Source organism: Peribacillus sp. QJM3NY_7 (assembly GCF_056173225.1).
In genome coordinates, this window is record NZ_CM149663.1 from 2,877,955 (window position 1) to 2,902,444 (window position 24,490).

Below are 24,490 nucleotides of genomic sequence, written 5' to 3' on the forward strand. Positions count from 1 at the left end.
AACGGAAATGAATGCATGAAATATTCAAATTCGCAATTGAAAAATGGGGTATGTCCTTAATCGGACATACCTCCCATTTCACTATTATCCTTCTATTATTTTTTATCCGCGTAAATAAAGTTCGGATAAGCGTTAATTGGAGCATAAACTCCAGTAACATTCGATTTAACCATATATGGTTTAGTATAGAAGTAAACCGGAAGGATCGGCATTTCGTCAATCATGACTTTCTCTGCTTTATGCAAAGCATCCATGCGTTCTTTTGGATCCATTGTAGATTTTGCTTCTTTTAATAAATTATCATATTCTTTGTTTGACCAACCTGCATCATTATAGGCGCCGTCCGTTTCCCAAAGCATGAATGTCATCGGGTCAACATAGTCACCAACCCATCCTGCACGGGAAATTTCAAAGTCACCAGCTTTTTCACGGTCAAGCTTAACTTGGAATTCCGCATTTTCAAGTGTCACTTCAACACCCAGGTTATCACGCCACATTCCTTGAACCGCTTCAGCAATTTTCTTGTGTGAATCTAAAGTGTTATACAAAATTGAAAACTCAGGTAATTCTTTCATGCCTTCTTCAGCAAGTCCTTCTTTTAACAATTTCTTAGCTTCTTTAACATCTTCCTTAAATAGGTTACCTGTATTTTCCTGGAAATCTCCAGATGCATCAGGAATACCCGGAGGGACTACGCCGAAAGCAGGCTTTTGTCCGCCTTGAGCAACATTTTCGGTGATTTTTTGACGCTCGATAGCCATTGAAAGCGCTTTCCTTACTTTAGCATTATTGAAAGGTTTCACTTCTGTATTAAAGTTGTAATAGTAAACGGCAAGTTCTTTGCCCATTTTGAATTCTTTATCATCAGAATTGACCATTTGACCTTGAATATCCACTGGCAGTGGATAAGCGAGGTCCAATTCGCCACTCTGATACATTTGCCATGCTGTATTTTCATCTTCAATTAGAGCAAAGTTAACCGCATCCAATTTGATTTTATCTTTATCGTAGTAATTTTCATTCTTTTCGATTTTCAGGCTTTCTTTATGTTTCCACTCCGTTAATTTGAACGGACCGTTTGAAACGTGTGTTTTTGCATCCAGAGCCCATTTTGGATTTTCTTCCTGTACCTTTTTATCGATTGGATAGAAAGTATAGAAAGAAGTCAAGTCAAGGAAATATGGTGTAGGCTGTTCCAAAGTAACGACTAATGTATGATCGTCTGTCGCTTTAACGCCTACGTCCTCTTCCTTCCCTTTCTTACTGTTGTATGCTTCCCCGCCTTTAAGATAATAAAGTTGGTAAGCATAATCAGCAGCTGTTTCCGGTTTCAAAGCATATTTCCAAGCATATTCGAAGTCATTGGCTGTAAGCGGATCTCCATTTGACCATTTCAAACCATCTTTCAATTTGAATGTCCAAGTTAATCCATCTTCACTGATTTCCCATGATTCAGCAGAACCAGGTACGATTTTGCCCTCTTCTGTTTTCTTTGTCAGTCCCTCAAACGTATGTTCAAGGATCCATGATTCATGAGTACCTTGAGCATTTGCAGGGTGAAGCGAACCAGGTTCACTCGAATTGTTTACGTTTAATACTTTTGATCCGGATGAGTCACCCGAGCCCCCTTCTTTTTCATTCGAAGTTTCCTTCGAACCGCCGTTGCATGCCGCAAGCATAAGCATGATGGCCATAAGAAGAGCAAGCACTGAAAATTTAGACTTTTTCAAAAAATATTCCCCCTCATCTTTAATCTTTCTTAGAATATTCCCATTTAAGAGATTATCCTTCTAACACCTATTAATCTTCCGTATAGTACATATAATGATTGCGAGGAAAAGCAGAAGCATTCATTGCAGGAATTCACCAAAAACAATTAGCGAACCGTTTGCATAAATCTTAATTTCTACCTAAAAAAGCAATTAATGCAGTTTACTAGGTATAAAATCACCTTTTTTTCACCTCGCCAAGGATACTATACCTCGAATTAAAGATGTTGAATTTTAAGTATATTACGAATAAACCAAAAAATCAATAAACCGGTGAGTACTTTTTCACAATATAGTAATTAATTGCTAATCAATTCGATCTAGATACTAGGTAAATAGAAATGATCACCTAAAAGGACTTCCGACTTCCAGGTGTTTTTACAAACCCTTCTAAATCAGTATTCATATAGGTTCTCTTGTCTATTTATTTCTCAATATTCTAATAATTCACATCAGGTTGATTACTAAGACAACTTTCCTAGCAAACCATCCCCTCTCAAATAATATATTTTAGCAGAATAATGCATTACTTGATTAAAATATTTAGTTCTCTTTAATCAATCTCCAAATAATAGACATTAACTATAGGGGAATAGAAATATTCCCCTATATGTACCCGTCATTTCATTGAAAAGTGCCCCTTCTTCATTTATGATTAAACAAATATAATGACACGAAAAGTAAACAAATTCCTGCCACCTTTTTCGCATCCAATGGGATGCGAACGCCTCCGAATAAACCGAAATGGTCAATGACTGCCCCAATAATTATCTGGCCTGCTATAACCCCGACCAATGCCGGTGCCACTCCAATCCGAGGCACGACCAATACGATCACAATGACATAAATAGCCCCTAACAGCCCGCCTGTTAATTGCCATTTGGGTACAGACGCGATGGAAGAAATATTTCCATTTCCCGCAAACAAAACAATAAATAATAAAGCGAGAGTCCCGATTCCAAACGAAATGAAGGAAGCTTCAATTACCCCCACCTTTTTTCCTAATCCACCATTGATTTGTCCTTGTATGGCAATGGTGATTCCGCCCAGGACCGCGAGCAACGGAAATAATATCTTCACAGTGATTTTGCTCCTTTTTATGTCCATCCGGACTGATTAATGAATTCGCATACCATTTTAACATGAAAAATATGTATATTGTCCTTTACTGATATAAAATCATCTGCAAATAAAAAAACTGGCACTTTGGGCCAGCTGCAATCTTCTATACCAAACTAAAATCTATATGATTCCTGAACACTTTGTTGCCTTAACTGGCAATACTCCGTACTCAACAAGGAAAATACCAGGGCATCATGGTACTGGTCACGAAGAAATAGATAACTTCTGAGGCTGCCTTCCTCTTTGAATCCAAATTTCTTCAGAAGGTTTCTGGATGCAATATTATCCTTGAAAGTTAAAGCGGCGATTCTGTTTAGTCTCAATTCCTCAAAGCAATAGCGCAAAACTACGTTGACAGCTTCAGACGTAAAGTGTTTCCTCCAATATTCAGGATGGATTTCATATCCTATTTCGGTGCGTTTGTTGGCTAGGCTCAATTGATGCAGGCCAACAGTACCGATGAACTTGCCTGAATCCTTTAGAATGACTCCCCACCGCATCCCTCGTTTGTTTATATAAGCACTTTTAAACGAGTCGATTAAGCGGCAGGCATCTTCTACTAGAGTTAAACTTTCTATCCCATCATATTTGGTCACTTCATCTTTAGAGAGGATTTCAAACAGACTCTCGGCATGATGGTGACCTATTTCGATTAAATGCAGTCTTTCTGTTTCCAATTCCTTAAACCACATCGAAGAATCCCTCCCGTATATTCAGCTGTCTACTTAATTCTATTCAAGATGAAGAGATACCTGTCTTAATGGACAATACTTTTTGAAAAATGCCTTAATCCCTGATTATTTTGGGAACGGTTGACACTGTAAACCTTCACATTCCCGCCATAACCCAATAAGAAGTAGAATTAGGATGGTCAGGATACATTCCTATTGTCGGTAAACCATCATGGATCTCACAAAGCTCCCCAATAATAATCAGCCCAGATCCGATTCTCTAATTCTGGAAACAGATTGACAAGCTGCTTTATTAATTTATCTCTATTGTTCAAAATCATTGATTCATCAAGGCCACCAATGATAATTCGATTGCCAGGAGTTTTTCTTGCATATAAATAAGGCCGTGCCGTTTCCCAAATCATCATATTATCATGCCATTGAGCTTGATCGGCTATTTGATTTGTTGCTATGGCATATGAACTGAGAACCACTGCATTTTTATCCTTCACTTCTTTTTGGGCTTCATAACCAGTTGCGAAGATGACCGTCTGTGCATGTACGGTATGACCCTTTTCGATAAATAACTGGGTTTGATTCTCTTTTAGTATCTTTCCATTGATTTTTGTTTTTGCATAGACACGTACGCCTTTCGAAACTGCCTTTTCAATCAATAAATGTACATGTTTATAAGGATTGATTTCAGCATCATTATCTGTAACCAGCGCTCCTGCTTCCGAAAACGAAAATTTCCGGTTAATCTCTTTTTCAGTATAATATTCAACAGGGAAATTGCAGGTTTTAAGATTCCTATATTCTTCTTTAAGCTTAGAAACATCCATGGGATTGGATGCATAGTACAAGCTTTTTCTACTCATTTGAAAACTGTAAAAGTCCAGTGTTCGCAACCGTACTTCCTTCACTTCCATCCCTTTTATCGATCAGGAAAAAAATTAGACCAGTCTCTGTCAAAAAATAGGCACAGTGTGCATGAAACTCTTCCTTCTATACAAACATCACATGGAAGGTCTTCCTCCAACATGGGATATTTTCTCGCTTCAAATGTATCTTTGCAAAAAACTTTCCCTGCCTTTAAATCCATACAAGCTCCACCCTTGAGATAAATAATTAGTTTCAACCTTTTTAGTTCCATATAACTATATCGTTTTGATGTACTTGTTATTTCCCTGAAAAACATGGCCTGCAAACGTAAAATGATTCTTTTTTTCCAGAAATTCAGCATTCCAATTTATCAAATAGACCTATGATTTTCATTTACCATATAATCTGCCAAGTTATATGGACCCTTATTATGTATATTCTTATACTATCCTTTTTCCTAGTCCTATAAAGAATGAGAATGAGCTAATTTTACACAAAACTATTTTTATAGGATACTATATTACCAATCCAGATATTCTACTAGGAGGAATTAAAATGAAGAAAATCATCCTTTTATCAGCACTGTCACTATCACTTCTATCTCCAAAAGTTGCTTTGGGAGCGAATACATACGAGGTGGCAGAAGGAGATACCTTAACGAAAATCGCTTCTGAATATGATGTCAGCATTGACGAATTACTTAAATCGAACTCTGCTATAAACGATGCAAATCAAATTCGAATCGGACAAATCATAAATCTTCCCGAATCATCCATTACCGCGGTTAATCGCAAAGAAAGTCAATCAGTTGAACAGCAGGTCCTTAGTTTAGTTAATGAAGAACGGGCAAAATCGGGCCTCCCTTCACTTAAAATGGATACAGCCATTTCCAACGTAGCCATTCTAAAATCTGAGGATATGCGTGATAATAATTATTTCAATCATACAAGCCCCAGTTATGGATCGCCTTTCGATATGATGAAATCCTTTGGGATCAGTTACGAGTACGCAGGGGAAAATATCGCAGCAGGTCAACCTAGTGCGGATGCTGTCATGAAATCATGGATGAACAGCCCCGGACATAAGGCGAATATTCTTAACAAGAACTATACGCACATTGGAATCGGGCATGTAACTGGAGGGAAATACGCCCACTATTGGACCCAACAATTCATTGGAAATTAAAAGCTTCAGAGGCGGCAGATTGCCGTCTCTGAGTTTGTCGACACAACTCTCCCCCGGACCATGATAATGTAAGGAAACTTGGTTATCCTTCATGAATTTTTACCTATTTGGAATGAAACCTCATTAGATAGAAGAAATTTGCGACACTCCTGCCGAATAACTGGCTAGCCGAGACCCCCCAGACGCTTGCGTCGAGCAGGCTTGGCAGACAGTCGGCGGAAAGGGAGTGGATTTCTGAAATCAACTGCAACTTTTTTCAAATTAAAAACTGTAAACTAGCTCGATTTTCATCGAATTTGTCTACAGTCTGAGAGGCGGCGATTGCCGCCTCTTTTTATTTATTCTTATATTATATTCCAAGTCAAATGATTGCCATTATCGCTGATTATATTCCTTTCTCACTTTATATCAAAAAGGCTTAATTTCAGTTTGATCGTATCATATCATACTATCTTTCGATTATCTTACTGATAAAAAATAAATTATGTTAAAATAGAATTTTAGACATAGGTACAAAGGGACAATTGTAATGAAAATAGAGGTTGGCTCTGTCATCAACGAATTACGAATTAAACAAAATCTTACACGAGAAGAACTGGCTAAGGATATATGTGAACCTAATGGCCTGTCAGATTATGAAAGAAGCATCACTTCTCCAACCATTGATGAATTGGCACTTTTTGCGGATAAACTTAAAGTTGACCTGCCGTATTTCTTCACTACCAAAAATGAACCGATTTATAATTACATAGAAACCATTAAACTTTTGATTAACAAATACAAACGCACACGTAATTATGAAGCAATTTATGAAATCATTCAAAAAGAAATGGCAACTGCACCGGAAAAATCGATATCATTTTATCAATTCTTAAAATGGCATGAAGGTATCTCTTTTTTTATTTGTACAATGACAAACAAAAGGCTATTGAATTATTGAATGAAGCCATGCAGATTACCATGGGTAAACGGGTCATTCTTCATCAACAGGAGATAGAAGTTTTAAATAGTATCGGGATCATCCATTTTAAAACGAAGAATTATGAAGAGGCCATCACCATCTTCAATGATGCACTGGAATTTATCGAGAATATTCCCCATGTGAACCAAGAAGGTACCATTATCGTGAAGATCATTCATGGATTAGCACAAACATTGACTGAACTTCATTATTATCAAGCATCATTAAATTATACTCTTAAAGGGATCAACATTTGTAATTCGATAGAATCATTATATTTATATGCGGAACTCCATCTTTTAACTGGTAAGAATCTGGTTCATCTGCAACAACCTGAAGAAGGACTGCACTATATAAAGCAATCCAAAAACATTTTCAGTCTTCAAAAAAACGAAGAATTCGTACAAATTGCCGAACATGAAACGGAAAACATTTTGCACTGCATATGAACATGGATAAAAAAGATAGAGATTTGCACATAACCCTGTCAAGTAGACAATAAAAAAAGAGTACTTTTTAAGCTGCGGCCTTTTCTCGATATTCAATTGGGGAAAGGCCGTTGAATTTCTCTTGAAAGCGAGTCGTATTGTAAAACTCTATATACTCTTGAATAGCTAGATAAGCTTGCTCTGCTGTTTTTGGACATTTTAAATATAACTTTTCTGTTTTTAAATGTGAGAAGAAGCTTTCTATACACGCGTTGTCGTGACAATTGCCACGACGAGAGTGGCTTCCTCGAATGCCGAGTTCCTTCACCTGATTTTCATATGATTTCGTCGTATATTGGAATCCTTGATCTGAGTGCAGGAGAGCCCCCTTGCTAAACGGCTTGTCCCTTAGCTGGTTTAGCGTATTATGAACCAATTCAAGATCATTTCGTGTAGAAACTTCCCATGCAACAATTTCATTATTATACAAATCTAAAACGGCGGAAAGGTAGGCAAACGTGTCTCCAATCCGTACATAGGTTATATCTGTTACTAACTTATGAAACCTCATCTCTGCGTAGAATTCACGATTTAAGACATTATGAAATACAACTGACCCTCTTCGACCGTAGAAAGGGCGTTTCTTCCGAATGACTGATTGGACCCCCAACTCTCTCATTAATCGACGAACACGCTTGTGGTTTACAACGATTCCTTCTCTGGACAAAGCTCCAGTCATCCGTTTATATCCGTAGTAGGGGTGTAGCTTATGGATGGCTAAAATATGTTCCTTTATCCATAAATTTTTCTCAAGTCGCAAAGAACGAGCAGAATGTGTCTTCCGCCATTTGTAGTATCCAGCCTTTGAAACTTCAGCGATTTTTAATAGCCACGAAAGTGGGTACGTTTTCCTCAAACCATCGATTATTTGAAACCTTTCGGCTTTCAGGACCATTCCTTCCCATGTAGATTTGGATTGCGCTTTTTTAAATAATCCACCTGCGCTTTTAGATAGGTATTTTCCTCTTCGACACTAGAAAAATTCTTACGGTTCCATACACCACGTTGATCTTCAAAAGATTCGTTATTCTGCACTTTCTTCACCCAACTGGCTATCTGTGCATCACTTTTAATACCAAAACGCTCACGAATCTGGCGATATGACCAACCTTCCTCCACTTTCAGACGAACCACTTCTCTCTTTAATTCTTCTGTATACGCTTGAAACGTTTGCCCCTTCTTTGCCATACAAAAAATCCCCTCCAGATTGACAGTTAAGAACATTTTATCATGTTCTCTTTTTTCTCTGTCTACCTGAAGGGGATAATACCAATTGCTTAAAAATCTCTATCTTTTTTAGTATCGTTAGTTCACCCTTACCTTCAATATTTCAAATCCTTTAAAACGATCATAATGCTTTCAATAGCCATTCTATGTCAGCTATAATAGAAGAATGTAACCCAACTGGAGGAAAAAAAATTGACTAATAGATTAGGTGTAGTACTGGATGTAGAAACTACTGGTTTACGTCCCTCTTCAGATGAAATTATCGAGCTTGCCCTTATACTCTTTACATACAGTAGTGAAACAGGGGAAATCATTAATCTTATTGATCAAGAATCATTTTTAAGGGAGCCTCTCTCTTATGGAGCAAGAAGGAATTATGATCAAGCATACAGAATTCATGGAATTCCATACAGCTCCGTAGAAGGAAAGAGTTTTCATGATGAAAAAATTAAAACCTTCATTGACCGTACCGATTCGATTTTCGCACACAATGCTTCTTTCGATAGAAGTTTTCTCTACCAAATGTATCCGGAAATCAATGATCAAAAGTGGTACTGTACGATGCGTAATGTACCTTGGAAGCAATATGGATTTGAGAATAGTAAACTCTTAACATTACTGCAGGCACATAATATCACCAATTTTCAAACACATAGGGCCATGGACGATATATCTTACCTAATGGAGCTTATGAGAAAACCAGGTCCTTCTGGCCATCCTTATTTGAAGGATGTCATTGCAAAAAATCCAATGAAGAAATATGCACCTGCCGCTCAAAAGACAAGGGTATAACAGCTGTTTAAATACTTTTACACTCTTGTACAGGTTGCGCCATAGTTTTGTCACTATAATCGTTTTTTGACATCTTTCCCTTTCTTTGTGAGCAGGAAGCGCTTGGCACATATATTCAGGTTATTAATAAAAAACAGCGAATCATGACGGGTAGCTGTTTCAGTTTGTAGACAAAGGGGTTCGGAATTAAAAAATTCAGAACCCCATTTGAAATATGTTTAGAAAGCATCCTCATCACCTCAATTTTTATAATTATATTTTAAAACAATATAGACTTTAGGCAAAAGGGTACTATCTAAAAGTTAAAACAAAGTTGATTGGAGCGGAGGGTGCGAGACTCCTGCGGGAAAAGCGCGTCTAGGGGAGACCCCGCAGGCGCAAAGGCGCGCCGAGGAGGCTCCCGGACCGCCCGCGGAAATCAACGTCTAAATTGTAACACCCATAAAAAAAGACAAACCCGATTTCCATCGAGTTTGTCTACAGTCTGAAACAGCGACCTAGACGGATCGCTGTTTTTTTGATCATTGTACAGTTGCTTCTTCCCGATTTTCATTCAATGTGCCGTTCATTTTCTTATACCGATAAATAAAGTAAAGAAGTGATAAGATTAATGCCGTAACGAGGAATATCGCCAATATGGCAAGATTGTGCCACATGAAGCTATAATCTCCTGTTGAGATGACAGCACGAAAAGCATTAATGGAATAAGTCATCGGCAGGAACGGTGTGAATCCTTGCAAGAAGCCAGGTACTAATTCATTGGGGAATGTTCCGCCACTGCTGGTCAGTTGGAGAATCAAAATCAATAATGCTATGAACCGGCCTGGATTGTCAAAGGCTGAACCCAGGAACTGGATGATTGCCATGAATGTGCAGCTAGCAAGAATGCTTACTGCAAAAAACAACGGCAGGCTCGTAACATTGATTCCAAGACCTAAAATTAAAATCGAGTCCACCAATATGGCTTGACAGATTCCGATGAGTGCCATGACACTGTATTTACTAATAAACCAGCTAAATCCACTCGCAGGTATAACAGCAGGATCTCTTAGCGGGAAAATGATCGTCAGAACGATAGCCCCGATAAATAAACTTAATGAAATTAAATACGGTGCAAAACTGGTGCCATAGTTCGGTACATTATTAATTGGTAATTTATCTACTTTAACTGGGCTTGCAAACATGTCATAAACTTCTTCATTGGATTTGATCTTGCCTGCCTCATTTGCCCCGTCATTCAATTCGTCATGTAATTCTGCAGATCCATCTGAAAGTTTGGCGATACCATCTTGTAACTTAATGGCTCCATTCGCCAGTTCTCCCATTCCGCTAGTTAGGCTGTTTGAACCCTCCTTCAATCTATCCGTTCCTGTAACCAGGCCTTCCGAACCTTCGGAAAGCTGTGAGGTTCCACTTGATAATTGCTTGGAGCCATCTTCAAGCTGATCAAGCCCACTTACCAAGTTATTGATGCCATCAGTTAATTGTCCAAGTCCACTCTGCGCTGAATCTATACTTTCGCCAAATGTTGTCAAACCAGACACCAATTGACCTTGGCCATTTTTCAGTTCATTCGCCCCATTGGCAAGTTTATCCTGAGTTTGCTTCAATTGCGTGAAACCGCCGCTTAACGCACTAGTGCCTTCACTTAACTGATTGGCTCCATCACTAAGGCTATTTGAGCCTTTAGCAATTTCGGTTGCACTGGCCGATAGTTTTCCCACTCCTTCAGATACTCCTTTACTACCTTCACTGATGCGTGTTAGAGAAGAAATCACTTCCTCCAAACGCGCTTTCTCTGCAGGATCATCCGTAGCTTCAGATTGTTGTTCCAATCCGGAAATAACCTCATCCAAACCTGCCGAAACTTCAGATGCCCCCGCTTTTGCTTCGTTCGATGCTGCGCTCCATTCAGACAATGAACCTGAAAGCTGGGCGGCTCCAGCCGCTACACCATTTGCTCCCTCAGTTAAAGCGGGCAGCTTTTCATCTATTTGATTGAAGCCCTCTAATGACTGTTGCAATCCAGAGGCCAATTCACCAGTTCCCGCTTCAGATTTCTTGGCCCCTTGCAAAAGCTCGGATTGACCATCTTTCATTTGCCCAACACCAGAACTGAACTGTTGTAACCCTTGATTAAGTTCCTTTGATCCTGCAGCTGCCGAACCGACCCCATTCGAAAAGGTCAATGATTTTTCAGCTAATTTTTCCAGGTTTTCATGGATTTCGACAGAACCTGAATGAAGGGAGTCAATTCCTTCATCCACTTTTTTGGAACCTTCTTTTGCTGAGATAATCCCTTCACCAAGTTCACTGGAGCCGTTTTTCACTGTATCTGTTCCGTCTTTCAATTCTCCAGCTCCATCACTGGCACTTTTGAGTCCGTCAGCCACTTCGTTCAAATTATCGAACATTGACTCCGCATAGGTTTTCGTAACCGCTGACGAAACCTCCCCTTTGATTCTCTCCGAAGCTGCATCACCTATTTTAGTGGATATATAATTAAACCCTTCATTGGACGTATAAATTAAATCAAGTTTTTTCGGATTGTCCTCCTGCAAGGTCGTTGCATTCTTCGAAAAGTTTTTCGGAATTTCTATTTTCATGTAATAATCTTGATTTTCCAGGCCTTCATTGGCTTCTTTTTGACTGACGAAATGCCAATCGAAATCCTTCTTTTCCTTTAACTCCTTGACTAAATCTTTTCCTATTGTAAGTTCCGTTTCATTGAACTCCGCACCCTCATCCAAATTGACAATGGCTACTGGCAATTGGTCCACCTTACCATATGGATCCCAAAATGCCCAAAGGAATGTGCCGCTATATAATAAAGGAATCAGTATGATCCCTATTATGGAAATGAGTATCATAGGATGTTTTATTATGGCTAAAAATTCACCCTTTAAAGATTTTAACACGCCTACCAAGCCCTCCCATACGACGAATATGCCGTTTATTTAATCTATCTCTGTGAAAACGCATGAAAGAATACAAAATTAAGTCATATGCTTCTGCAATGTTAATTTAACATTCTTCATTTTCAACTAAATATATATTACTTTTTAAACAATCAATAATATATGACTAGATTGTCCATTTGGTCATTATCACGAAAATAATATAACATTTATCCATCTTTTTATCAATATTTTTTCACAGCGATACATCCTACCTTTACTGCTTTTATCTTTAAATCCATTTAGATTGCCTTTTAAGCTGAAAATACTTTATTATGAATTAGCTCTGATATTACATGGAAAAAAAGGGTACCCATAATGGGTACCCTTTATATTGGCTATATTAGAATAATTAAATAAAGCGCTTTCATATCATTTCGATATAAATCCTTTTAATTTTTCCGCCTGCCCGGTCAATTTCTTCAAGGACTCCTGATATTCTTTTTCTAATTGTTTTATGATGCCTGCAGCGGTATCTACTTTTTTAATCGCCCCCACACCATGACCCGCTGACCAAATATCACGCCATGCTTTAGATTCAGACGATTTGGACATGCTGTCAAAATCGACTTTTTCTTTTTTGGCTAATTGTTCTGGGTCCAATCCTTCCTTCCTGATGCTCGGTTTAAGCATATTACAATTAACGCCTGAAAATGCATCAGTCAAGATGATGTCATCATGGTCAGAATCGACAAGCATTTCACGATATTCATCATTTGCCCTGCTCTCTTTCGCCACGATAAAACGTGTACCCATATATGCAAGATCCGCTCCTGCCGCCTGAGCTGCCAAGATACTGTGACCAGTACTGATCGATCCGGCGAGCAAAATGATTCCGTCCCAGAATGTCCTTACGCTGTCCACGAAAGCAAAGCTATTTATCTCACCAGCATGACCGCCTGCTCCCGCAGCAACCAAGATCAATCCGTCCACACCAGACTCCGCAGCTTTCTTTGCAAAATCCACAGAGCTGACATCCGAAAAGACCAACCCGCCATAGCTATGTACGACATCCACCACATGTTTTGGTGAACCTAATGATGTAATGACGATGGGAGGCTGATGCTTTATGACCAATTCCAACTCTTCTTCAAGCCGGCTATATGTACGGTGAACAACCATATTCATTGCCCATGGAGCGATCTTTGAGCCTGGTTCTTTATCCTTTGCTGCAATCAATGTATCGTTTATGTCACCCATCCATTGATCCAGTACCTCTATCGGCCGCGCATTCGGTGCTGGAAAAGAGCCGATCACCCCATTCAAACAGCATTCTTTCACTAACTCAGGACCAGATATTAAAAACATAGGTGCTGAGATAACTGGTAAAGTTAATTGATTCCACCACTGTTCAGGCAAACTACTTGTCATCCTTAAACCTCCCATTATTAATATATTACCAAAATATAACACTACAAGATTATCATACTTCTAAAAGACACAATTTTCAAGAAATTAATTCAGCAGCTAAAATTTAATTGTCATGCAGCACCATTTTAATAAAAAAACTGTATATGGAATACGCCCCATATACAGTTTCGATTCAATTTGAAAGCACCCATTTCCGAATGGCCTTAGCTACACCATCTTCTTCGTTTGTCGCTGTAATCCAATCTGCTTTTTCTTTCACAATTTCTTGGGCATTTCCCATTGCCACGCCCATTTTCGCTTCAGAAATCATCGCAAGGTCATTAAGGCTGTCACCCACTGCCATTACATTTTCCATGCTAATGTCGAGCAGTGAACATACGAGCTTTATCGCTTTCGCTTTATTGACTCCCATGGCATTCACTTCAATATTCGTTGGGCTTGAATTGCTTATTTCAAAGGTTCCTTTTGATACCAGTTCATCCATGATGATTTGGCGGATGCTTTCATCATTTGTATCAAAACCGAATTTAAGCCATTGCGAATCATGGATTTTTTCAGGCATTTCGGCCCTGTAAATATTATCGCAGCTAATGGCCCAAAAATGTGTACCATGTTTTTGGCTTAATTCCCACATCCATTGTATGGATTCACTATCGACGATATTCCTTTCCACCAGTTTTCCTTGGTTATCGTAAATTTCGCTTCCGTTTACTGTAATGAGGTATGATTGGAGTTCCATTGACTTTGCAAAATCACTGCACGTCGCATAGGATCTTCCTGTGCTCAATACCACAAAAACCCCTTCATTTTCGGCTTCTTTTATCGCTCTCCGGTTTTCTTCAGATATCTCTCCAGCCTTATTGAGAAGCGTGCCATCCATATCAAGTGCAACTAGCTTAATATTTTGTTTCTCCATTCTTATTCACCCTTCCATAATCCTTCATTATGTAACTAAGTCCATGATAGCTTATAATGCATACCCAAGGAAAGTACGTGATGAATTGAACAGCATTATCATTAGTGTCTTGATTTATAATCACACAATTATCCTAATCATGACATTTTGTATTCTGCCATTATTTCTACTCGCTGTCTTTTTTGATTTCATTCAATTCTTTTTTTATCTGACCTTCCCATTTTGGGATACCATCATTTTCATCAAATTCTATAATGACGTCCGTTACCCCTCTTTCCTTTAATATTTGATTAAACAGCCGATCTTTAATGTCGTCCGCCTGTGCGATTGAAATATGGGGATCAAGTTCAACTTCAAGTTCAACATGAAAATCTTCCCCTTCTTTTATTACGGCCAGTTTCTGTATATCCCTTACGTCTAGATCATCCATGACCATCGCACCAATTTTTTGCCGCATTTCAATATCGGCTTCCCCAAGAGCACCAGCAGCATTGTCAAGAAAAACCCTTCCAACCACATAGAACATACCAAGACCGATCATGACGGAAGCAACTCCTTCCGCTTGGATAAAAGGCGTGAAGTTTGCTAATAATATGGCAATTATCGCAAGGACGCCGCCACCTGTCGCTACCATATCTTCCATAAATACTAATTTCGTCGCTGGTTTTGCCCTTTTTAAACCAGAAAAGCTCTTGAATATGACGGCTGCCCCTTTAGCTTCGATTCCAGTCTCATGGACCACTTCTTTCATCGCTTTAAATAATACATATGATTCCAACACAACCGCTAACGAAAGGACTGACAAGTTAATAAGGATACCAGTTGATTCTGAAGGGTGTAAAATGTGATGGAACCCTTCTTTAATCGTTTCATAAGACATGATCCCGACAACCAATACTGCCCCTAGTAATACAAGGTTAACCAAACGTCCAAAACCATCAGGGAATCGATCAGTTGGTGACTTTTTACTTAGTGCAGAACCAATGAAGACGAAAAACTGATTAGCAGCATCGCCCAAAGTATGTAAAGTTTCAGCAAACATAGCGACATTTCCTGTCATGAAATAGGCAATCCCCTTTAGCACTGCGATGATACTATTCACACAGGCAGCAATGAACGCCGATTTATTACCTTGTTTCAATAATCGAAATAATTCTTTCATATGAATATCCCCCCTTATTTTTTTTATAAATGCATGATCATAATGTATTATCCCCAACACTGGAAAATATGAAACCACAAACGCAAAACCAATACGATTGGAGAAAGGTTATAAGTTGTATCTCCCACAAACGAATATATTCCAGTGGTGGACGCATCTATTCTAATAAGTTCATGTAATCATTCATTTCTTTAGATGCCTGAATACGGCAAATAAAAAAGGAGTAAGCGGCGGCTTACTCCATATCATCCAATAACTTCGAGTGTTTATCCTTCTTTTTTCACTAACTTGGATGGATTATTTACTTTATAGCGTATTTCTTTATTGTATTTTTTGTCGACCACTTTTCCATCAAATTCGATTGCGTCTCCTTCTTCGAGCTCAGCTTTTTTTAATGTCTTGCTATATCCACACCAAGCATCGCCAATAGTCAATTCAGGCTCCGTTGTCACTTTGACATTCTCCAAGAGTATGACTTCATCTTCTTCACCAGTGAAATGGTTCATTTTTGCCGTGAACTCCTTGATAGTCGCGGTGAAATGCACTTTTTCCCCAGGCAAGTCCAATTTAGGTTTTGCTGTCGTCTTTTTAGTTTTGGTTTTTGCCTTATTTGGTTCTGCACTTGGCCGATCGGCGTTTTCCGTAATTGGTGCTTCATCCACCTGCTCAGTTTCACTTGAAACTGCGGCTGTTTCGGAAACCGGGCCACTCAACAGTTCTTTTCCGAAACTGGAGCTTTGCATTTCCTTTAAATAGGAAGGGTTAATGCAGCTAAGCTTACCATTTTCAAATTGAACGACTACAGTGTCAAGTCCGTTGCCATATTGTTCATAACCTGCCAATTTGACTTTTGCTTGAAAACTTCCGCTTTTATATAATAGTTCTCTTTTAACCGAACGGGCAGTGAATAATTTCCATTCCAATCCTTTAGCGATATAGTCCATATCATCTAAAAAAGGGATATACTCTCCTTTTGGTGCAATATAATGAATCAAACCTTCAGCTGGAGTTTCAGCCACAGTCACCACTCCTAATCTTTTCTATAGATTATATTCTAGCAAAGGATTTCAAAGTTGCAAATGAATGAGTATCATAATTGTACAGAGGGGGTGGCAGTCAAAGTTACGGTTATATATAACGCCCCCATGAAATGAATGCAATCATTTTTGGAAACAGAAAAAAAGCTGCCCACTAAGAGCAGCCCAGGCTGTAGACAAACTCGATGTAAATCGAGTTTGTCTATTTTTATGGCTTGTACAATTTAGACGTTGGTTGGAACGTAGGGCACTCGCTTTCCGCGGGCGATCGGCCCTCGGCTTTCGCCTGCGGGGTCTCACGTTCAAAGTGTACAAACCCCGTAAAAAAGTAAAAACATGAAGGATAACTTAGTCTTCTTTTAAAATCATGGTTTGGGTAGAGACTATTTCGAAACCCCTATAGTCGACAAACGGAGCTGCCCACTAAAGGCAGTCTTTTATTAGAATAGTCAATCTCTTTTCACTATAATTGGACAAAGCGACTACATTCCTCACCCTTCCTTAACGTGGATATTTTTTAGTTTTCCTTCTTGTTCAGCAGCAATTACGTTTTTCTTATGATAAAACAGAAAGTATGACCCAATAACTAGAATCGTGAGAAGGGTTGTAAGAAAGAATTGCAATCTCATGGAATCAATAAACGCCTGAGCAACGAATATAATAAATAAAACGGCAATGGTCGCATAGGTTAAATAAGGGAATAGCCACATTTTCACTTTGAGTGTCCCGGGATTTTCTTTTTCCGTCTTTTTCCGTAAATATAGATGAGAAAAGGCGATAAAGATATACATGATCATCGTGACTCCTCCCGAGCTGTTTGCGAGAAAAGCAAACAATTTATCAGGGGAAACAAATTTAAATGTCGTGAACACATAAGCAAAGAAAACACTTGCCATTAACGCCCAAATCGGGATTCCCCGCTTATTCACTCGGGAAAGGATTTTCGGTGCATCACCTTTTTTTGATAAAGAATATAACATACGAGAGCTAGTATATAGGCCTGAATTCAAAACAGAAAGCAATGAAGTGAAGATTACGATATTCATGATTTGACCCGCTGCCGGCAGGCCTGCCATGTCAAATACGCTGGCATAGGGGGTTTTCAGTAAATCTTCAGCACCTTGGGGGATTACGAGAACCAACACGGTCACTGAACCAACAAAGAAAAGAAGAAGACGCCATACGACACTGTTTATGGCTCTAATAATGTTTTTTTCAGGGTTTTCAGACTCACCTGCAGCAATGGCAGCTACCTCACTTCCCGATAAAGAGAAAGTGATGAATATCACACTAAGAAGGACAGGCAGAAAACCTTTTGGTAAAAATCCTTCCGCTCCAGTTATGTTTGAAAGGCCTGGTGAATCAAATCCCGGAACCAATCCAAAAATCATGGCGGCACCAAGGAAGAGGAATATTACAATGGCAGCCACTTTCATGAAAGCTAGCCAGTATTCAAATTCCCCATAAGCTTTGACTGAATAGATATTCGTAATCGTCATTAATATAGGGAAAGATAGACTGGCAGCCCACATAGGTATACCAGGAAACCAATCATGAATCATAGTTCCCAATAACGTAGTTTCAATAGCAATGATGATAACCCAGTTGAACCAGTATAACCAGCCGATCGTGTACCCGGCCCAAGGACCGAATGCTTGATGTGCATATGTTGAGAAGGATCCGCTATCAGGATTTACCACAGCCATTTCACCCAGCATACGCATTATAAGCACGATCATCAATCCTGCGATTATATACGATAAAATCGCACCAGGACCAGCTGAATCAATTATGGTTCCGCTTCCGATAAATAGTCCTGCCCCTATTACCCCGCCAATAGAAATCATTGTGACATGCCTGGTCTTGAGACCATGTTTCAATTCATTTGTTTGAAGTGCCACTATTGTCACCATCCTTAAAAACTGTCAATTTAACGTTTTGTAAGCAGTAAACCACTGCTCATGGGTACCCTAGTAGAAATCTTTCATTCAAAAAAACAATGTTAACAGTCCTATACCCGTTTCATCATTCGTTTTCATGAGGCCAAATTCACAATCGTTATATGTATATTGAACAGCGTATATTCTATTAACCGGTAATGCATTTCTATTTATACTATCTCTTTACTACCATTAGCCCCTCAATGAATTACACGGAACGTACAATGGTCCTTGTTGATATTTCACTTTCGCTTTTGTTGAGTGAAGTTCTTTTCTTTTATGTAAAATAACCAGCTCTTATTCTTTCTTTCCTCTATCTTCTTTTTTTATAAAAGCACCCTCTCTCATTAAAATTTCATACCTATATAAAATAAAAGCAATATCCATGCCAAAAAAAGGATAGTTATTCAATTAGGGTTTAACGCTTTTATGGATTAAAAACGATTCATTGTTGCATCATAAATGCATTTTTTGATTCATATATTAATTATTGACCCATTTTGATTCACAATTGAATTAAAAATGACCATTTAACTGATTTCATTTTAGATTTCGACACCTTTACATACCGAAAAATAACAGATAAAAAGAAGATGCCAAAAACCAAATTATGATTTTGCATCTTCCAAATATATTTATTTTCTTGAGAATGATTTTATGTAATTCCGGCAGATCCGAAACAGCCTTTCCTATTAATCAAAAATCTGTACATACTTCGAAAAATATCGATATGTATACTATTTTACTTTATGAAAAGTCACTATATGATATGTATTATACCCTTTGAAGCTCATTCTGGACTTTAGGGAAATGGATGCTGAATGTGGTTAAATTTTCATTGGAGACACAATTCATATATCCATCATTACTTTCAATGATCTTTTTACATACGTATAACCCAATTCCCGTTCCTAACTCTTTCGTCGTGACAAAGGGTTCAAAAATAGATTCAATCAATTCACTGGCAATGGCCGGTCCATTATTTGAAATTCTAATTATTCTCTCATTCGCCTCGATTAAAGAGTTTATCCTCAAAATTCTTGGATGTTCTTTATCCTTTAAGGCATCAATCGAATTTATAAAAAGATTCAAGAACACTTGTTTTAACCCATCCTTGCTCGCTGTCATGACGAAGTTTGGATAAATATCTATTTCCACATTAACACTGGCATCCACAATATTTGCATAAGTCAGTTCTTGAATTTCTTCAATTAGCTTTAACACTGAAATTTCCTCTCTTTGTTCCTCATTAAAATCTGATTTAGAGGTATGGAGGAATTGGGTTATCCTGAAATTCAGCTGATTTAACTCATAATCGATGATATCCAAATATTTCAAATCCGGATTCTCCCTCTTCAGTAATTTATTGAACCCCATGATAGCTGTAAGAGGATTTCGGAATTCATGTACAAAGCTTGATGATATCTGGCCCAATACCGCTAATTTATCTTTGTGGTTTTCACTTATATAAGACTTTTTTTCCTCAATCACTTCATTTGTAAGATTCGTATATCTCGTTACTGCATGGTAACTGAACGTATCAAAGTGCAAGTTGATGTCATTAATGAATTTCTGCATATAATTAATCGGGATATTTGCCCCAAAAAGATTTCTGATTATGATATTTCTCCCCAAATTGATATTATATAGAAAATCCCCAATGTTGATATTCGCTTCAAGACGTTCTTTTGCAACCTGGTAAGCCAATTTAATCAGCAAATCTTCAGATAGTACTTCCTTGAACGTTTGGATCACCAGTGAGTACATTCCATAACCATTTTCTTTAATCTTTTCTTTGTAGGGATCTATTTCATTGATCTTAATAGTCTCGTTCCATTCATTTAAAAACTCAGATTCTTTTTCTTCCAAATATTGGATCAATACAAATTTATACTTCTTATGTTCAGATGACAACTTCATACTATTGACCACACATCCCCTTACGGAAATTTAGATACTATATCAATAACATTATTCTATATGAGATTTTGATTTCCTGCACTTCATTATTAATAGTAGTGAAATGTAGCTTATAAGGAGACAAGGTATGCATGTTCGCATATAGTTACTTGCAATAACAAGAACCGACCAAATCAGGTCGGGAATCTGAATTTTAAAAGAAAAATTATCATACATATTTTTTATATACTAAGGAACTCTTACTTTTGAAAGTTGATTCCATATTTTTTCATTTTTCTATAAAGCGTATTTCGGCCGATGTCGAGTTGTTTCGCGGCGTTACTGATATTTCCACCTGTTCGTTCCAATGCATTTCTGATAAGCTGGGTTTCTTGTTCTTGAAAGTTTCTTGGTTTTCGATCGGCAATTGCCCCTTCCTCATTTGTAATGGAAGAAACAGGACAAAGTGCCACAAGCATGTCCCTTGTAATCGGGCCCTTATCAGCTAGGAATGCAGCCTGTCCGAGAACGTTTTGCAATTCACGGAAATTTCCTGGCCACGAATATCCCAAAATGAATGTTTTAGCTTCGACTGTCAGTTCAGTATGTTCGCTCTTATAAGGTAAATCCGCTAAAATGTATTCTGCTAAGAGCAATAAATCTTTACGACTCCTCAGATTTGGAAGTTTTAAAGATAATCCACAAAGGCGGAAAAATAAATCTGCACGGAATTCTCCAGCTTCCATTTCTTTTTGTAAGTCTTTGTTGGTGGCAGCAATGACCCTGACATCGATTGGAATGGAAGCATGTCCGCCGACACGCGTCACACATCGTTCCTGAAGCACACGGAGCAGAGACGCTTGAGCTTGAACCGGCATGTCCCCTATTTCATCCAAAAACAGGGTTCCGCCATCTGCAGCTTCGAACTTCCCCTTATGCCCGCCGCTTTTTGCTCCAGTAAAGGCACCCTTTTCATACCCAAATAACTCACTTTCCAATAAGTTTTCTGGAATTGCGCTGCAATTGATGGCGATGAATGGCTTATCACTTCTTAAGCTATACCCATGAATGGATTGAGCGAACAGTTCTTTTCCCGTTCCGCTTTCTCCAGTGATTAGCAAGCTGATATCAAGCGCTGAAGCTCTTTTAGCAATGGATATGGTTTGATTCATTTGCGGATCATTACTTATTATATCGGTAAATTGATAACGATTGGTTGTTAATCCATCAATCAATTTCTGTTTTTTTAACCGTACGATCACGGATGATTGATGTTCCATATTTTTGCCAAGGGTTTGAACCAAGAATTCCTGGTCTTTAATGGAAACCCTCCGTTCTAAAACGAGTGGGTCAGTTCCTGATACAATATTCGATACCGGTTTTTCCAATGTGCCGATAACATCTGACGCCGCTGAATTGAGATCTGTAACTTTCCCCTCTTTATCTAGGGTAATTAACGGATCAGGGTATGAATCATATATAAAATAAAGGTTTTTCTCCCTTTTTTGTGTTTGGGACAACAAGAGTGCTTGTTTAATGCTATCAGCCACCCTCTGAACTAAGCTAATGGAAAAAGGATGATAATTCTGTTGATGACTGCTTAAGTTCAAAACACCAAGCAGGTGCCCATCAGGGTGATAAATGGGCGATGCGGCACAAGTAAGAAAATGGTTATCCTGATGAAAGTGTTGACTGCCATGAATCAATACAGGGTTCCTCTCCACTATGGCTGTTCCTATTGCATTTGTTCCTTTTGATTCCTCTAGCCAATTGGCCCCTTTTCTTAAGGAAACATTATCTGCATGGCGGATGAAAGCTGGATCCCCAACTGTTTCGATGATATATCCTTCAGGAGCAGCAAGTAATAAAATGGACTCCAAACCATTAATCGAATGATAAACTTCTTCTAAAATGGGAGAAGAATGGTACAGAAGTTCCGCATATCGATCGTGGTATTCGGCCAACTCAAAAGCACCAAGCATATCTTCCTTTTCCATCATGCTTGGCTGAAGTCCCTTCGAAATGCACCGCTGCCATGATTCTTGAATAAATGCCGGTATGGTTCCTTTATCCGCGCTTATATTAACAGACATTGAATAATCCTCCCGTATGTATAATCAAGTAAATCGGCTTCTGTTTTTTATTCAATTTCTTTAATGAAACTCTAAGTGATCCAAAGTTTCAGAGCATTCAGGGTTCATTCCTTCAATTTAATTATAACAGAAAATTCAGATATCCACCAAAATGAAAACAAGCTTATGTGAACTACTAAACTTTTTTGTTCCATATTGGAACACCTGCCCGTTCCAATATGGAACAGTAAGGCACCTTCCCTTTTCCCTCCACCACCTTTTTAACTGATTTCATCGGTTTTTTGTTATGGCATCAGTCTTGCATAATTACATGTCGAGATATTGATTCCTTTTGATAAAGGGGGGAAAGAAATCAAGCAATCCAGTTTTAAAATGATTTGCTGCAAGTCTGCCAAAGGGAATTGGAAAAAAACATAGTAGTATGCCTGATCCTTTTACTTAGAGCCATTGTCCAAACAGATATCGAACATATAATCCAATTGAAAAGGGGTATTATACATGGAACAAACTATTAAACTCAATCCACGTGTGCAAGAATTCTTGAAGGGCACCAAAAAGCTTTTGATAAATGGGGAATTGGTGGAAGCTGCTTCAGGAAAAACCTTTGAGACTCTCGATCCTTCAAACGGCAAGGTTTTAGCGGTTGTGAGTGAAGCGGGTCCGGAAGATGTAGATAAAGCAGTCAAAGCAGCCCGTACGGCGTTCGACAAAGGTCCTTGGAAAAAAATGAGTGCATCGGAACGCAGTCGCCTCATTTATAAATTAGCGGACCTCATGGAGGAACATAAAGAGGCTTTAGCGCAATTGGATACCCTGGATAATGGCAAGCCAATTGGCGAAACCACTAATGCCGATGTCCCCCTTGCAATCGATCACTTCCGTTATTATGCGGGATGGACCACTAAGATAGTAGGACAAACGATACCTGTTGCTGGGAATTACTTCAATTATACCCGTCATGAAGCGGTTGGAGTGGTAGGTCAGATCATCCCTTGGAATTTCCCCCTACTTATGGCCGCATGGAAATTAGGCGCAGCCCTTGCCACCGGATGTACGATCGTTTTAAAACCAGCGGAGCAAACGCCGCTTTCAGCCTTATATTTAGGACAATTGGCGCTTGAAGCAGGTTTTCCTCCTGGCGTTCTCAATGTCATACCAGGATTTGGTGAAACAGCAGGGTCACCGCTTGTAGATCATCCTGATGTCGATAAAATTGCCTTTACCGGTTCAACCTCAGTAGGGAAAATGATCATGCGCCAAGCTTCGGGAACCGTGAAAAAAATCTCGTTGGAATTAGGCGGGAAATCACCTAATATCATTTTACCGGATGCAGATATGAGTAAAGCCATTCCTGGAGCTTTAATGGGAATCATGTTTAATCAAGGACAAGTTTGCTGTGCCGGTTCCCGCCTGTACATTCAAAAGAAATCCTATGATAACGTGGTAGCTGACTTAGTGTCCCATGCAAAAAACATTAAACAAGGGGCCGGTCTTGATCCATCTACCCAGATAGGGCCTTTGGTATCCAGTGAACAAATGGAAAGAGTCGGCGGTTATATTGAAAAAGGAAAGTCTGAAGGAGCTGAAGTGGTTACCGGGGGTAATTACGGTCAAGGAGAGGGTTATTTTGTAACACCTACAATATTTGCAGGTGTTGAAGACGAAATGACAATCGCTAAAGAGGAAATCTTCGGTCCTGTTGTAGCTGCGATGCCTTTTGACGATTTGGATGATGTAATAAACCGGGCAAATAACTCAGAATATGGATTGGCTGCAGGTTTATGGACACAGGATGTAAAAAAAGCCCATTATGTCGCTAATGAATTAAAAGCAGGTACAGTTTGGGTAAACTGCTATAACGCATTTGATGCAGCTTCTCCATTTGGCGGGTATAAACAAAGTGGAATCGGTCGGGAAATGGGCAGTTATGCTTTGGATAATTATACGGAAGTCAAAAGTGTCTGGATTAACTTAAACTAAAATAACAGAGTGAACGCTCCATATGCTCATTTGGCAAA

Annotated in this window: 18 protein-coding genes; 5 read left to right on the forward strand and 13 right to left on the reverse strand. The window is 38.8% G+C overall.

The window, feature by feature from the left end; translation table 11 throughout:
* Positions 1-95: 95 nt before the first annotated feature.
* The 4 genes from AC0VX1_RS13735 to AC0VX1_RS13750 all read right to left on the reverse strand — a co-directional run bounded on the left by AC0VX1_RS13735 (position 96) and on the right by AC0VX1_RS13750 (position 4,485).
* Positions 96-1,730 carry a peptide ABC transporter substrate-binding protein gene (locus AC0VX1_RS13735; RefSeq protein ID WP_413005037.1) on the reverse strand — a complete coding sequence of 545 codons (1,635 nt, stop codon included), beginning with the start codon at positions 1,728-1,730 and terminating at the stop codon, positions 96-98.
* Positions 1,731-2,414: 684 nt separating this feature from the next.
* Positions 2,415-2,849 carry a DMT family transporter gene (locus AC0VX1_RS13740; protein ID WP_413010037.1) on the reverse strand — a complete coding sequence of 145 codons (435 nt, stop codon included), beginning with the start codon at positions 2,847-2,849 and terminating at the stop codon, positions 2,415-2,417.
* Between the two features lie 155 nt (positions 2,850-3,004).
* Positions 3,005-3,583 (reverse strand): GNAT family N-acetyltransferase, encoded by a 579-nt coding sequence (locus tag AC0VX1_RS13745; protein ID WP_475467519.1) that lies wholly within the window; start codon positions 3,581-3,583, stop codon positions 3,005-3,007.
* A 218-nt stretch (positions 3,584-3,801) separates the two neighbouring features.
* The gene (locus AC0VX1_RS13750; RefSeq protein ID WP_475467521.1) at positions 3,802-4,485 is read right to left on the reverse strand and encodes an NAD(P)/FAD-dependent oxidoreductase; all 684 of its coding nucleotides are present in this window, start codon (positions 4,483-4,485) and stop codon (positions 3,802-3,804) included.
* A gap of 514 nt (positions 4,486-4,999) precedes the next feature.
* Here AC0VX1_RS13750 and AC0VX1_RS13755 point away from each other — a divergent pair.
* The 3 genes from AC0VX1_RS13755 (at position 5,000) to AC0VX1_RS13765 (ending at position 7,039) form a co-directional block, all read left to right on the forward strand.
* Positions 5,000-5,629, forward strand: a complete 630-nt coding sequence (locus AC0VX1_RS13755; RefSeq protein ID WP_411738339.1) for a CAP domain-containing protein — start codon at positions 5,000-5,002, stop codon at positions 5,627-5,629.
* Positions 5,630-6,158: 529 nt separating this feature from the next.
* The gene (locus AC0VX1_RS13760) at positions 6,159-6,569 is read left to right on the forward strand and encodes a helix-turn-helix domain-containing protein (RefSeq protein WP_475467523.1); all 411 of its coding nucleotides are present in this window, start codon (positions 6,159-6,161) and stop codon (positions 6,567-6,569) included.
* The gene (locus tag AC0VX1_RS13765; RefSeq protein WP_475467525.1) at positions 6,533-7,039 is read left to right on the forward strand and encodes a tetratricopeptide repeat protein; all 507 of its coding nucleotides are present in this window, start codon (positions 6,533-6,535) and stop codon (positions 7,037-7,039) included. Before AC0VX1_RS13760 ends, AC0VX1_RS13765 begins: the two co-directional genes overlap by 37 nt.
* 67 nt (positions 7,040-7,106) lie before the next feature.
* Here AC0VX1_RS13765 and AC0VX1_RS13770 read toward each other — a convergent pair.
* Positions 7,107-8,266, reverse strand: a protein-coding gene (locus tag AC0VX1_RS13770) for an IS3 family transposase (protein WP_475467527.1) whose coding sequence is annotated in 2 segments (ribosomal slippage) — positions 7,107-8,008 and positions 8,008-8,266 — 1,161 coding nt in all. Because the reading frame shifts where the segments join, the coding sequence is not laid out codon by codon here.
* Positions 8,267-8,497: 231 nt separating this feature from the next.
* Between AC0VX1_RS13770 and AC0VX1_RS13775 the strand changes: the two genes are divergently transcribed.
* The gene (locus tag AC0VX1_RS13775; protein WP_475467529.1) at positions 8,498-9,097 is read left to right on the forward strand and encodes an exonuclease domain-containing protein; all 600 of its coding nucleotides are present in this window, start codon (positions 8,498-8,500) and stop codon (positions 9,095-9,097) included.
* A gap of 521 nt (positions 9,098-9,618) precedes the next feature.
* Here AC0VX1_RS13775 and AC0VX1_RS13780 read toward each other — a convergent pair.
* The 8 genes from AC0VX1_RS13780 to AC0VX1_RS13815 form a co-directional block, all read right to left on the reverse strand.
* Positions 9,619-12,015: a YhgE/Pip family protein gene (locus tag AC0VX1_RS13780; RefSeq protein WP_475467531.1), complete on the reverse strand. Its 2,397-nt coding sequence runs from the start codon at positions 12,013-12,015 to the stop codon at positions 9,619-9,621.
* 411 nt (positions 12,016-12,426) lie between these two features.
* A complete protein-coding gene (locus tag AC0VX1_RS13785; protein WP_475467533.1) occupies positions 12,427-13,425 on the reverse strand; it encodes an NAD(P)H-dependent flavin oxidoreductase in 999 nt (332 codons plus the stop codon).
* A 172-nt stretch (positions 13,426-13,597) separates the two neighbouring features.
* Positions 13,598-14,341, reverse strand: a complete 744-nt coding sequence (locus tag AC0VX1_RS13790; protein WP_413024709.1) for a Cof-type HAD-IIB family hydrolase — start codon at positions 14,339-14,341, stop codon at positions 13,598-13,600.
* Between the two features lie 166 nt (positions 14,342-14,507).
* Positions 14,508-15,503 carry a cation diffusion facilitator family transporter gene (locus AC0VX1_RS13795; protein ID WP_063576112.1) on the reverse strand — a complete coding sequence of 332 codons (996 nt, stop codon included), beginning with the start codon at positions 15,501-15,503 and terminating at the stop codon, positions 14,508-14,510.
* Positions 15,504-15,769: 266 nt separating this feature from the next.
* Positions 15,770-16,522, reverse strand: coding sequence for a hypothetical protein (locus AC0VX1_RS13800; protein WP_475467535.1), 753 nt, complete (start codon positions 16,520-16,522; stop codon positions 15,770-15,772).
* Between the two features lie 509 nt (positions 16,523-17,031).
* Positions 17,032-18,450, reverse strand: coding sequence for an amino acid permease (locus AC0VX1_RS13805; RefSeq protein ID WP_156404363.1), 1,419 nt, complete (start codon positions 18,448-18,450; stop codon positions 17,032-17,034).
* An 804-nt stretch (positions 18,451-19,254) separates the two neighbouring features.
* Positions 19,255-20,400, reverse strand: a complete 1,146-nt coding sequence (locus tag AC0VX1_RS13810) for a histidine kinase N-terminal domain-containing protein (protein WP_098864378.1) — start codon at positions 20,398-20,400, stop codon at positions 19,255-19,257.
* A 239-nt stretch (positions 20,401-20,639) separates the two neighbouring features.
* Complete coding sequence (locus AC0VX1_RS13815; RefSeq protein ID WP_475467536.1) at positions 20,640-22,472, reverse strand: sigma-54-dependent Fis family transcriptional regulator; 1,833 nt, start codon at positions 22,470-22,472, stop codon at positions 20,640-20,642.
* Positions 22,473-22,970: 498 nt separating this feature from the next.
* Between AC0VX1_RS13815 and AC0VX1_RS13820 the strand changes: the two genes are divergently transcribed.
* On the forward strand, positions 22,971-24,452 hold the full coding sequence (locus AC0VX1_RS13820; protein ID WP_095679523.1) for an aldehyde dehydrogenase family protein: 1,482 nt from the start codon (positions 22,971-22,973) through the stop codon (positions 24,450-24,452).
* The last annotated feature ends 38 nt before the right edge of the window (positions 24,453-24,490 follow it).